Source organism: Armatimonas sp. (assembly GCF_964826245.1).
Window position 1 is genome coordinate 1 of the sequence record NZ_CBAYMC010000141.1, and the last position, 11,525, is coordinate 11,525.

General features: G+C 53.4%; 15 protein-coding genes and 1 pseudogene. 9 read left to right on the plus strand and 7 right to left on the minus strand.

From position 1 onward, the window contains the following. Together AC1XOS_RS13910 and AC1XOS_RS13915 are read right to left on the minus strand one after the other, a co-directional pair. A pseudogene (locus AC1XOS_RS13910) lies at positions 1 to 631 on the minus strand (acetylxylan esterase); the annotation flags it as partial. Positions 632 to 648: 17 nt separating this feature from the next. After that, positions 649 to 1,752 (minus strand): Mrp/NBP35 family ATP-binding protein, encoded by a 1,104-nt coding sequence (locus tag AC1XOS_RS13915; RefSeq protein ID WP_481962823.1) that lies wholly within the window; start codon positions 1,750 to 1,752, stop codon positions 649 to 651. Between the two features lie 96 nt (positions 1,753 to 1,848). Here AC1XOS_RS13915 and AC1XOS_RS13920 point away from each other — a divergent pair, with 96 nt between their 5' ends. The 5 genes from AC1XOS_RS13920 to AC1XOS_RS13940 all read left to right on the plus strand — a co-directional run bounded on the left by AC1XOS_RS13920 (position 1,849) and on the right by AC1XOS_RS13940 (position 5,092). Next, complete coding sequence (locus AC1XOS_RS13920; protein WP_481962824.1) at positions 1,849 to 3,054, plus strand: polysaccharide biosynthesis/export family protein; 1,206 nt, start codon at positions 1,849 to 1,851, stop codon at positions 3,052 to 3,054. Positions 3,055 to 3,338: 284 nt separating this feature from the next. After that, positions 3,339 to 3,530, plus strand: coding sequence for a hypothetical protein (locus AC1XOS_RS13925; protein ID WP_481962825.1), 192 nt, complete (start codon positions 3,339 to 3,341; stop codon positions 3,528 to 3,530). 2 nt (positions 3,531 to 3,532) lie between these two features. Then, positions 3,533 to 4,048 carry a hypothetical protein gene (locus tag AC1XOS_RS13930; RefSeq protein ID WP_481962826.1) on the plus strand — a complete coding sequence of 172 codons (516 nt, stop codon included), beginning with the start codon at positions 3,533 to 3,535 and terminating at the stop codon, positions 4,046 to 4,048. A 34-nt stretch (positions 4,049 to 4,082) separates the two neighbouring features. Continuing rightward, a complete protein-coding gene (locus AC1XOS_RS13935; RefSeq protein ID WP_481962827.1) occupies positions 4,083 to 4,616 on the plus strand; it encodes a tetratricopeptide repeat protein in 534 nt (177 codons plus the stop codon). A 62-nt stretch (positions 4,617 to 4,678) separates the two neighbouring features. After that, the gene (locus AC1XOS_RS13940) at positions 4,679 to 5,092 is read left to right on the plus strand and encodes a TlpA family protein disulfide reductase (RefSeq protein WP_481962837.1); all 414 of its coding nucleotides are present in this window, start codon (positions 4,679 to 4,681) and stop codon (positions 5,090 to 5,092) included. A gap of 86 nt (positions 5,093 to 5,178) precedes the next feature. On the opposite strand, the gene AC1XOS_RS13945 is transcribed toward AC1XOS_RS13940, so the two are convergent. Further along, complete coding sequence (locus AC1XOS_RS13945; RefSeq protein WP_481962828.1) at positions 5,179 to 5,331, minus strand: hypothetical protein; 153 nt, start codon at positions 5,329 to 5,331, stop codon at positions 5,179 to 5,181. 294 nt (positions 5,332 to 5,625) lie between these two features. Here AC1XOS_RS13945 and AC1XOS_RS13950 point away from each other — a divergent pair, with 294 nt between their 5' ends. The 4 genes from AC1XOS_RS13950 to AC1XOS_RS13965 all read left to right on the plus strand — a co-directional run bounded on the left by AC1XOS_RS13950 (position 5,626) and on the right by AC1XOS_RS13965 (position 7,428). Beyond that, entirely contained in the window at positions 5,626 to 5,817 is a 192-nt protein-coding gene (locus AC1XOS_RS13950) for a hypothetical protein (RefSeq protein WP_481962829.1), read from the plus strand. A 2-nt stretch (positions 5,818 to 5,819) separates the two neighbouring features. Further along, positions 5,820 to 6,386, plus strand: a complete 567-nt coding sequence (locus AC1XOS_RS13955) for a hypothetical protein (RefSeq protein ID WP_481962830.1) — start codon at positions 5,820 to 5,822, stop codon at positions 6,384 to 6,386. Between the two features lie 24 nt (positions 6,387 to 6,410). Next, entirely contained in the window at positions 6,411 to 6,884 is a 474-nt protein-coding gene (locus tag AC1XOS_RS13960) for a tetratricopeptide repeat protein (protein WP_481962831.1), read from the plus strand. A gap of 121 nt (positions 6,885 to 7,005) precedes the next feature. After that, on the plus strand, positions 7,006 to 7,428 hold the full coding sequence (locus AC1XOS_RS13965) for a TlpA disulfide reductase family protein (RefSeq protein ID WP_481962832.1): 423 nt from the start codon (positions 7,006 to 7,008) through the stop codon (positions 7,426 to 7,428). Here the strand turns inward: AC1XOS_RS13965 and AC1XOS_RS13970 are convergent. The 4 genes from AC1XOS_RS13970 to AC1XOS_RS13985 all read right to left on the minus strand — a co-directional run. After that, a complete protein-coding gene (locus AC1XOS_RS13970) occupies positions 7,425 to 8,753 on the minus strand; it encodes a hemolysin family protein (protein WP_481962833.1) in 1,329 nt (442 codons plus the stop codon). The two genes, AC1XOS_RS13965 and AC1XOS_RS13970, sit on opposite strands and share 4 nt — an antisense overlap. 3 nt (positions 8,754 to 8,756) lie before the next feature. After that, on the minus strand, positions 8,757 to 9,536 hold the full coding sequence (locus tag AC1XOS_RS13975; protein WP_481962834.1) for a diacylglycerol kinase: 780 nt from the start codon (positions 9,534 to 9,536) through the stop codon (positions 8,757 to 8,759). A 19-nt stretch (positions 9,537 to 9,555) separates the two neighbouring features. After that, the gene (locus tag AC1XOS_RS13980) at positions 9,556 to 10,869 is read right to left on the minus strand and encodes a DUF1552 domain-containing protein (protein WP_481962835.1); all 1,314 of its coding nucleotides are present in this window, start codon (positions 10,867 to 10,869) and stop codon (positions 9,556 to 9,558) included. Then, on the minus strand, positions 10,866 to 11,525 hold a 660-nt coding region (locus AC1XOS_RS13985; protein ID WP_481962836.1), incomplete at its 5' end, for a DUF1588 domain-containing protein. The genes AC1XOS_RS13985 and AC1XOS_RS13980, both read right to left, overlap by 4 nt.

Sequence of the window (11,525 nt, forward strand, 5' to 3'; positions counted from 1 at the left end):
CATAGCCCCAGCCTTTCTCTAAAACTTGCTCCTGCCAGCTCTTGCCCGCGCCGGGGGGCGGGGCGAAGGCGGGCGGGTACCCGCTGGGTGCGGGGCGGGTGGGGAAGATGAAGCCAAACTCTAGGACGACGGGAACGGGCTTGGTCGCGCTCTCGGGGGTGGTGAGGGTGAGCTGGATATCGATCTTGATGCTCGGAAACTCTTTGTTGTCCACATGCCCAACCAGCTTCTTGGTCACAACCGCGATCTCGCCCTTTTTCTCTTTCAGCGTCTCGGTCACTTCCCAGGTCACTTTGGGCGTCTTTTTGGGCGTACGGCCGTACATCTCTCGGTCAAAGTCCTCAAAGAGCTCTTTTCTGCGCACTTCCCAGTCGCGTTTGTTGGTAACTTTCTTGCCGTTTTTGAGCGTTAGCGCATCAGGAAGCGTGTAGGCACCCACTTTGGCCTCGTCGGAGTTGGCGGCATTGGGCGCTGTGGGCGTCCCGCTGGGGCCAGGACGCAGCGACTCGATCTTGAGCAGCTCCAGCAGGTGCTTGTGGTCGGCTTGGGTCTTGGCTTGCAGCTCAGGGTTGGGGCCAAAGCGTGGCGGCTGTGCCATGAGCGTCAGTGCTAAGAGAAACGGAATCATCATTGTTGTCCTAAGTAATACTACATCACATTGAGCGGGCGGAACTTGCGGCTCTGGATACTGATCTGCTGGGCGAGCTTCCCGGCGACCTCGTGGAAGGTTTTGGCTTGGATGCTCTCGGGGTCGGAGACCAGTACAGGTTCGCCACAGTCGCTGGCCTCGCGGGTGGCGATCTCTAGCGGGATGCGGCCCAGAAAGGGAACCTGGAGCCCTTCCGCAGCTTCCATACCACCACCACGTCCGAAGATGTAGTAGGTGTTGCCTGTGTCCGGGGCGATGAAATACGCCATGTTCTCGATGATCCCAAGAATGGGGACATTGAGCTTCTGGAACGCCTTGAGGCTCTTGACCGCGATACTCGCCGCGACATCTTGCGGCGTCATGACGATCACTGCACCGGAGAGGGGAATTGCATCTACCAGGCTGATCGTGGTGTCGCCGGTGCCGGGGGGCATGTCCACCAGTAAGTAATCTAGCTCGCCCCAGGCGACATCGCCAATGAACTGGTTGACGAACTTTCCGAGCATGGGGCCACGCATCACCAAGGGCTGGCCCGGCTCTACCAGAAAGCCTACCGAGACACAGCTTACCCCGTGGCGCTCAGCGGGGGCGATCTTCGGGATGACATTGCCATCGGCCTGGCGCTCCGCAATCTGCTCTAGCGTTTCGTCTTCGAGCCCTAAAAGCATCGGAATGGTCGGGCCATAGACATCGGCGTCTAAGATGCCCACCTTTGCGCCCGCTTGCGCGAGGGCAATGGCAAGGTTGGCGGTCACGGTGGACTTACCCACGCCGCCCTTGCCGGAGGCCACCGCGATCACGTGCTTGACCTTGGGGATCACTTTTCCGCCCTGAGGCCGCCGCGCGACCACGTTGGCGGTCAGCTCGATCTTGATATGGGTAACGCCCTCAATGGCTCCCACAGCGGCGCGGCAGTCGGCCTCAATCTTGGCTTTCATCGGGCAGGCGGGCGTGGTCAGCTCCACGACAAAGGCGACATTTCCCTCACAGATCTTGATGTTCTTGATCATATTAAGCGTGACTAAGTCTTTGCCTAGATCGGGGTCAGGAACGGTGCGGAGGGCATTTAGTATCTGAGTTTCAGTGATATTAACAGGATTCATATTGCTCGTTTTTTTTCCGACTATAGAACACAGGAACCTAGCTAGGGGTTCCGCAGGTATTTAGATTTAAATAGAATGATTATCAGGGAGACAAGAATGCGAACGTCCTACTTTATCATTGGGCTGGCACTACTAAGTGCACTGCCCGCCACTGCTCAGCAAAATCCTGTCGGCCCGACCGGAGGGCAGACGCCACTGGGACAGATCGTACAAGATCCTATCACGGAGCCGATTCGTAAGAACGATATTCTACGAGTCACGGTGGTGGGGGAGCCACTCTACACCGGAGCAGGTGAGTTCAAGGTCAGCGACGATGGCACGATTGAGCTGCCTCGGATCGGCCAGGTGCTGGTGGCAGGAAGCTCTACCATTAGGGCAGCGACCTTTATCGAGCTGCGCCTCAAGAGCGGGAAATATCTTAAGAACCCCAATGTGGTGGTGCAGATTTTTGGGCGCAAGGCTCGGGAAGTCAGCCTCAATGGTGCGATTGGGCTCCAAGGCCGGCGCGTTTTGCGGGATGGAACGCGTCTCTCCGACATGCTTGAAGAGGCCGTTCCAGCGCAGCTTGCCGATCTCGAAAATGTCGAGATTCTGCGCGGGAAAGCCACTCTGAAAGTCAACTACAAGAAGTTCCGTAATGGCCTGGACAGCTCAGAGACTGTCAATCCGTTTCTGGAAGATGGCGACCGGATTTTTGTGCGACTGGGTGAGCCCACCGAAGGGACGATTAAGATTATTGGCGAGGTGAAAGATACCACCAAGCCGACCATTCAGATCACGTCGGGAACCATGCTGAGCCAGGTGATTAGTATTGTGGGTGGCCTGAGCGAGCTCGGTGACCGAAAAAATGTCTATCTCATGCGAGGAGGGCTGCGAATCGTGGTGCCTTACGAAGAGATCGCGGCGGGAGTCGCGGATAAAGACATCAAGCTCCAAGACAAAGACGAGATCTATGTCCCGCGTCTGGAGAAACCGCGTCAGTACACGGTCTTTGGGGGCGTAGAGCGAAAAGGCGCGTTTCCGCTTCTGGGCAAAGTGACGATCTATCAAGCCGTGGCGACTGCGGGGCCTATGGAGGGAGCCAAGCGCAAAGAAGTCGAGTTTGTGCGCGCCGTTGATGGTAAGTACCCGGACAAGCCCCGCAAGATCAACCTGGAGAAGCCCAGCGAGGCGGCTCTTGAGCTACAGGACGGTGACATTATCCGCATCCCTGAAGGCCGCCGTGGCGGTGGAATTGACTTTGGGCAAGCACTGGGCCTCATCGGCAACATCGTCTGGATCACAAGCCTGATCCGGCGGTAGTACCCTCTCGGCCCTCCTCCCAATCCTGGGAGGAGGGAGGGAGGGAGCCTGCCAGAGTTTTAAAAAAGCTCCTGAAAAAATAGTTTTTTATTTTGTGATCTCTCCTGAATCCCTTGACTTTCTCCGAAAAATTAAGGTAAACTAACCGAAACTTCCTCTCCCCGCGAAAGTAGGTAGGAAGAGGGGAATATCCCAAAAAAGCAAGGCATACCGAGACCGTGTGCTATTAGTGTTGCGTTTGTAGTGCTTGGTACTTATAGTTTCTGGTGTGCTTGGGAGCGTAGATGGCTATCGAAGATCGCGATGATTTTGTGGATGTAGTTGCGCAAGCCGTGATAGACCGAATCGAGGAACATCACCGTACTAACAGCCTTGTCGAGCAAGTTGTCGCCCGTGTTATTGAAATTCAGAAAAAAGAATCCGCGCTGAAGGCAAAAGAAGCAGGAGCGCAATCAACGAAAACGATAGAGGAATAACAATGGATAGTTTGGAAGAAAAAGTAGAAGTAGAGCTGACCGTCGCCGAAGAGCGGGCACAGTTTGAAAAAGAAAAGCTCTCTCGTCGTCAAGCCCTAGTGAGAATCGGCTTTCAAGCAGGAGCCGCCGCAATCGCCGCATTAACCGCCGATGAACTCCTCCGTAAAGTCGGAAAAGAGATGCAACGCCGCGCTAGCGATAATAAAGTTGCTCAGCAAGTCGCAAAAGAACTAGAACAATCTGGTGTTGCTTCTGCACAGTTTTTTGATCCTTGTATGTTTGAATATCCTTGTGTACAAGGATTGCCATGCATGCAGTGTGCAGATTCATATTGTGGGCCAGGGCATACCTGTGAAGATGCTTGTCAGTATGCAATGTGTGGTTGTAAACAGTTACTGATTAATGATTATCCAGAATGCTTTGACTCTAATGGTGTACCTCTTGGGATTTGTCCGCAAATTGGTGCAGCTTTACTTGCCTGCCAATCAGCACTTGACGCATGTGTTTTAAATTGTTAGTGTTTTTGCGTTTTGAATGGTAGGCATTTTGTAAATGTCTGCCATTCCATATGATGGAGTGATTTATATGAATAGATTTTTGGTTTTATTATTATTTTTAGTATTTTCTTCTTGTAAATCAGATTCTGACAAGAATATTAAATATATTTTGACTCCAGAACAGATTCGAGACTTGGCAACTCCTTCTGATATTGTAGCTAGGATTGATTTTAATAGCGCTTCGAGTGAATACAAAAAAGCTATTTTAGAGAGGACGCGTTTGTTTGAATTATATAACAATGTGAAATTTTGTGACGAGGCTTTGTTAAAGAATCCCAATGATATATATGCTCTTGTTAAACGTGGTAAAAAATTATACGAATTTAAAGATTATGAAAAATCATTGATGGTACTAAACAAAGTTGTGAAAATTAGACCCGATTATCAAGAAGCTTGGTTTTTTATTGGGAAAATTTATAAGGATACTCATATGGATAAAAATGCCTTGTTTGCTTTTTCTAAAATTCCGAATAGTGATAGTAATTATTCCAAGAATGCAAGAAATATGATTGAGAAAATAAATAAATAAAAAATATATGTATCTAAGATCTGTTTTGTTGTTCATTAGAAAGATATATTATGAAATTATTGATGCGAGTTGGAAATAATTCACTTGTATATTTCTGGTCAAAGTCATGTTCTTCTTGTCATGCCAATATGCTGCATTTGCAAAGGCTTCAGGATGAGTACGGGCCGAAGGGGTTGGAAGTTGTCGCAGTGCATCGGCCTATGGGGGAGTTTGATCTTGACGAAGCCAAGGTGCTGGAAGTGGCCAAAGAGCTTGGCATTACCGAGAAGCTGATCTTCGACAACGACCACTCTATTGGCGATGAGCTGAAAGTAGACGCGTGGCCGACCTATTTTCTCTTTGACAAGGACGGCAAGGTGCGACGGCACGCCAGAGGGCAATTTGGGGTGAAGATGATCGAGCAGGCGCTGATCCGGCTCTTTGACGAAGAGCGCGGAAACGAGGCGACTACAGAGTCGTTTCCAATGGCGTTTTAGCTCTCTGATCCGTTGTTAGTGCCCCCTCATCCCTCCTTCCAAACGCCCAAAGGGCACCCGGAGGAGGGATGGGGTGGGGGAAAACTCTACGGGGCGATCTTTGCTTCGTCGCCCTGGCTTGCATCTTCGACATGAGAGCCGACACGGGTATAGACCCCATCAAAGCCACGCTCCGTATTGCCCAGAGTGATCGTCTTTGTCGCCGCGATACTGTGCGTCTTGGAGAACATCCTGACCATATCACCTCATTTTATCGCCGCCTCCCACAAGCCTGCCAGAGTTTTGAAAAAGCTTCTGAAAAAAATAGTTTTTTATTTTGTGATCTCTCCTAAATCTCTTGACTTTATCCGACATATTAAGGTAAACTAACCGCAACTTCCTCTCCCCGCCACCTCTCCCCGCCACCTCTCCCCGCGAGAGTAGGTAGGAAGAGGGGAATATCCCAAAAAAGCAAGGCATACCGAGACTGTGTACTATTAGTGTTACGTTTGTAGTGCTTTGTACTTAAGTTTCTGGTGTGCTTGGGAGCGTAGATGGCTATCGAAGATCGCGATGATTTTGTGGATGTGGTTGCGCAGGCCGTGATAGACCGAATCGAGGAACATCACCGTACCAACAGCCTTGTCGAGCAAGTTGTCGCCCGTGTTATTGAAATTCAGAAAAAAGAAGCCGCGCTGAAAGCAAAAGAAGCGGAAGCGCAATCAACGAAAACGGTAGAGGAATAACAATGGATAGTTTGGAAGAAAAAGTAGAAGTAGAGCTGACTGTCGCCGAAGAGCGAGCGCAGTTTGAAAAAGAGAAGCTCTCTCGTCGTCAAGCCCTGGCAAGAATCGGCTTCCAAGCCGGAGCCGCCGCAATCGCCGCATTAACCGCCGATGAACTCCTCCGTAAAGTCGGAAAAGAGATGCAACGCCGCACGAAAGATCATAAAGTTGCTCAGCAAGTTGCAAAAGAACTAAGCAATGCTGGTGTCGCTAATGCACTTGCAATAGATGTTCCTACAGGGTCTAAATGTAAATGTAATGTGACTGGAAGTGGTACTTCTTGGTGGTTTTGCACTGTGTGTACTACGAATGAAATAGAAGAGCCTGAAGAGAATATCACCCCAGATGTAGTGCCTGGTAAATGGCCTGCACTAAATTGTGATAAAACTATTAATGATTGTGAAGGATGTTGTAGGAATCAATACGATACATGTGTAGATAGATATAAAGCTCAAGGATATTCTGATGCGGATGCTCGTAGCTTCTGTAATGGGAAACTTGATGATTGTCTTGATCGTATTTGTAAGTAATATTAGTGAAGAATAGAGGTCTGAATGAATACAAATAAGGTTTTTTGGGGGGCATGTGTCGCTGGTGTTGCGACTGCTGCTGTAGTTGTGAAGAATAATTTAGATGCGCGTAGTATAAAAATTGCCTATGGTGAAGAAATTGAGACACTTAATACTATTTCTTCTACCGATCATGGTACGGCTGATGTTGCAAGGCTACGTGCGCAGAAACTACATGACAGTCTAGATCCTGAGACGGCTAAGATCGTTAATAGGGAAATGATTCTGGGCTCTGAAGCTAAATCAGTTGAAGAGAAAATTGTTCATTATCAAAGAGCTGTTGATGCTGATCCTAAATGTTTTGATGCGATGCAACTACTGGCTTTTAATCTGAAAGAGAATAGGGAATATGAAAAAGCGAAAGTCTATTTTCAAAAAATCATTGACGAATGTGATTTAAAAATAAAAGTGAGAATCGCTTCTCGGCAATTAGACAAACTAAAAAATAATAATCTTTGATTCAGTTACGGTTATATACTCTATAGTTTCCTCTAGTCGAAAGGGTATTTTTGAAGCATCTGGACATCTTTAATACGTGTTCAGATGCTTTATTTGTTTGATGTTAATGCTGGGATTTTTTATGCATATTTTAACTGAAAATAATGTTGGTTTGGTGTATTTTTGGTCAAAGTCCTGTCCTTCTTGTCATGCGAATATGCCACATTTGCAAAAATTGCGAGATGAATATGGGCCGAAGGGTTTGGAGGTAGTCGCGGTGCATCGGCCTATGGGGGAATTTGATCTTGACGAGGCTAAAGTGCTCGAAGTGGCCAAAGAGCTTGGCATTACCGAGAAGCTGATCTTCGACAACGATCACTCTATCGGCGATGAGCTGAAGGTGGACGCGTGGCCGACGTACTTTCTCTTTGACAAAGATGGCAAGGTGCGACGGCATGCCAGAGGACAGTTCGGGGTGAAGATGATCGAGCAGGCGCTCATCCGGCTCTTTGACGAAGAGCGCGAAAACGAGGCGGCTACAGAGTCGTTTCCAATGGCGTTTTAGCTCTCTGCTCCGTTTTTAGGGAACTCAGGGAGGCGGATGGCGCGGAGGGTCTTGATGCGCCTGCCTTCCAGGGTCTCGACCACCAGCTCGACACCCTCCGCGAGGACGCGCTCTCCTACCGTGGGTTCGTGGCCGAGGATCCCAAAGACGAAGCCGCCAATGGTGGTATAGTCCTCGTGCTCTAGCGTGGTGCCGAGGCGTTCGTTGATGTCATCCAGGCTCAGGCGGCTGTCTACGAGAGTTTCGGTGGGCGAGAGGACGGTGATCTCGGGCTCATCGGTGTCGTACTCGTCCTGGATCTCCCCGACGATCTCCTCTAAAACGTCCTCAATGGTCACGATCCCCGCCGTGCCCGCGTACTCATCTTGCACAATGGCGAGCTGATGATGTGAGTGGCGCATAGTCTCTAAGAGATCGGAGACGCGGCGGGTCTCGGGGACAAAATACGGGGGGCGCATGAGCTTGCCCAGGCTCACCTGGCGGTCCGTGCTGGCAAAGAGCTTGAGCAGGTCCTTGGCATGCAGAATGCCCACCACATTGTCAATTGTGTTGGCATAGACCGGGATGCGTGAGTGTCCCGACGAGAGAATCAGCTCGACGACTTTTTCGGGGGGAGCGGTGATCGCGACAGCGGCCATGTCCACACGCGGGGTCATGACCTCTCGCACCTCCGTCTCGGAGATCTCGATAATATTCTTGATAATCTCCTCCTCGCCTTCGTCAATGCCACCCCCCTTGCCCTGGTCGTCCACGAATTTTTCGAACTCCTCGCGGGTCATCATCGGCGACTCGAAGCGTGCCTGCGGTGCCACAATCCGCACCAGCCCCAGAATCAGCCCGGAGAACGGCGTGAAAAGGGGCATGCACCCGCGCACAAACGGAGCGAGGCGCATGGCCCAGTAATCGGGCGCTTGAAGTGCCAGGGACTTGGGGAGCATCCCCCCGAGTGCCATCGCCAGGAGTGCAATCGGGATGGTGATGACCGCGGAGGCAACGATTCGAGCGTAGTTGGGACTGACGATCAGGTGCCGGACGGTTGGAACGAGCGGGTGCGCGAGCACGGTCGCGGCGACGGCTGCTGCCGTAAACCCACAGATCGTCATGCCCACTTGGGTGGTGGCGATCATGCGGGGCTGGTTTTCTAAGAGTGCCTGAACGGCCCTCGCTCCTCGCCGACTTTCTTCGACGAGCTGCTCGACCCGTGTGGAGCGGAGCGAGAGAAGGGCAGCTTCTGCCATGGAAAAAGCGCCCATGAGCAGGATCAGGAGAAGCACCAGCAAGCTGCTGGCGAGTAAAAAGGCGAGAGGTAAACTATCAGGGTCCATAGGTTATTTTTGTGAGGGTTGTGGAGACGGTGCCCAGACGGGCAGCTGCGTCGTGGGCAGATGAAAGCCCAGCCACTGAGGGACTTGGAGCACCAGAGCGGCCAGAGTGAGGGCAATGACCGCCCCGGCAACGACCTCCCGAAGCGTGTGGATCTTGGTCTCAACACGGGACTGTGCCACGAGAGCCGCCAGCCCAAGAGCCAGCAGCCCAACCGCTGGTTGAGGGACGAGAAAGACAATGACTCCTGCGATATAAAACGCAATCGCGGAGTGCCCCGAGATGACACCGCCCTGGAGAAGCGAGCCCTTGCGCCCGGCGATCTTGCCCAGAAACACAGTCAGGAGGAGCAGGACAAATGCCCCCAGAAAGACAGGGACAGTGGGGGGCTGAACTAGGCGGATAGAGAGTGTATTGAGGTGAACCGCTCCCCAAAACACCACTCCCCCGACAAGAACTGCCGTAATGGCGGAGATCAAGACGGCTCCTGCGGCAACATCTTTGATGAACTTAGCGGCGGGGTGGTAGCTTTGGGTGATCATGTCCACAGTCGCCTCAATGGCGGTGTTAAACATCTCTGTGATCATCACCAGCGCGGCGCAGAATACTAGGGCCAGCATCTCCACCCGTGGCAGGCGTAGAATCAGGCCCGCTAAGAAGACAGCTAAAAACGTGAGGATGTGGAAGCGCATGTTCCGCTGGGTGCGAAAAGCATGGCCGAGTCCCTCAACCGCATGGCGGAACGAGACCAGCGGATTCTTGGTACGCCAAGTGGAGTGGCTCATCTGTTGGCTCTATTGTAACCTATCCCAGCGTTCCGGTCGAGTCGCTGAATTTTTCGGTCTCCACCCCCGACTTTTGTAGCAGGGTAAGGAGCACATTAGAGAGGGGGGGGTGCTTGTCTTGGTCAAAGGCGAGGTGCCGTCCGTGCTTAAGCCCCAGTGCCTTTCCTCCTGCCAGAAGTAGGGGCAAGTTTTTCGGTGAGTGATCTCCCGTGCCCGTGCCCGAGTTCATCCCTGAGCCAAAGACGATCATGGTCCGATCCAGCATCCGGCTCTCCGCCTCTTGCGTGGCGGCGAGTAGTTTTACAAAGCGCTCTAAGCGGCTGAGGTGAAACTTGTCGATCTCGGCGAGCTTTTTGAGTTTTTCGGGGCTGCCATCGTGGTGCGAGAGCTCGTGGTGGTTCTCGCCGCCGCCGCCAAAGCCACCTGCCTCGCGCGACCACTCAAAGGTAATGACGCGTGTCGTGTCGGTCACAAACGAAAGATAGCTGAGCTGGAGCATGACATCCAGCCACATGGGCCGGTCATGCGCGTTGCCAGGCTGCATGTTCAGGCCGAGGCCCGCCTCCGAGACTTTGGGCTTAGGGACATCGATCCAGCCTTGCAAGCGCCCGACCAGCTGCTCCGTCTCCCGCACCGAGGTGTAGTACTCATCGAGCTTTTTCTTGTCATCGGTGCCGAGTTTTTTATCGAGTGCCTTGGCCTCGGCAGAGATCTCATCGAGAATCGAGCGGCGCTGGGTGTAGCGTCGGAGCGCAGCGGCCCGGTCGGCGGCGTTCTCGGGCACAAAGAGGCGCTCGAAAAGCCGTCGGGGGGAGTTTTCGGAGGGCAGCGGCGTCCCATTGCGATCAAACGAGAGCGTGTGCGAGTGCCCCGCGCTGCCCGTCCCCGACATATCCGAGAGCTGGAGCGAGGGGTAGCGGGTCGCCTTGGCGTGTGCCGCGGCGATCATCTGGTCCATGGAGATCGAGTTATTGTAGTCCGAGCCGGGCTTGCTCTTGAGGTTCGCGCCCGTCAGCCACGTGTCCGCTCCCGAGTGCCCGCCCTCGGACTGGGGATGGCCTAGCCCTGAGAGAACCGTGAACTCGCTCCGAATGCTTGCCAGTGCCTGGAGTGTCGGGGAGAGGGTGTAGCTCTCCCCCGCGTCTTTGGGCACCCACTCGGCGATATTGACCCCGTTGGGGATGTAGCAGCAGATCAGGCGCGGGTGCTTGACATCGCATCTTTCCCACGGCTGGAAGCCACCCTGTGCTGTTGTCCGGCGTGGCAACATCGCATCGAGCATCGGTAACAATAAACTTGCGCCTGCGGCGCGTAGAACAAATCGTCGATTCATTTGGTGCGAAATGCCTCCGAGGTGACGGTGTATTCGATCAGGGAGCGCAGGGTATTCTTACGCTCTTTCATGTGGCCGACAGCGCTTTGAACCAGGGGCCGGTCGGCGATGCTCAGTTCGCGGCCGAGGGCAAACGTCAGGAGCTTGGTGGAGAGGCAGGTGAGGAAGTCGTCGCTGCGGGCGAGGAGCGCGTCTTGGAGGCCGTCCACGCCGGTGATCTTGGTGCCATCGGGGAGCTGCGAGCTGGCGTCGATCCGCGGGTCGTTCTGCTCGACACGGCCCTTGTAGCCAAAGCCCTCGCGCTCGCGCCACGCCCCCGACGCGTCGAAGTTTTCGAGGGAGAACCCAAGTGGGTCGATGCGGCTGTGGCAGCGGGCACACTGTGGCCGGGTGCGGTGGATTTCGAGGCGCTTGCGAACCGTCGCTTTCTCGATGCCCGGAACCCGCGCGGCGATCTCACCGGCATTGGCGATGGGCAGCCCTGGATCAGCCCCGAGCAGGGTCTTCATGATCCACGTGCCGCGCTTCACCGGCGAGGTGCGCGTCCCGTTCGACGTGATCGTAAGGATGCTGGCCTGGGTCGGGACGCCGCCCCTCGGAACACTGGGCGGGACGGCCACCCGCCGAAACGCATCGCCCTTGACACCGGGAATCCC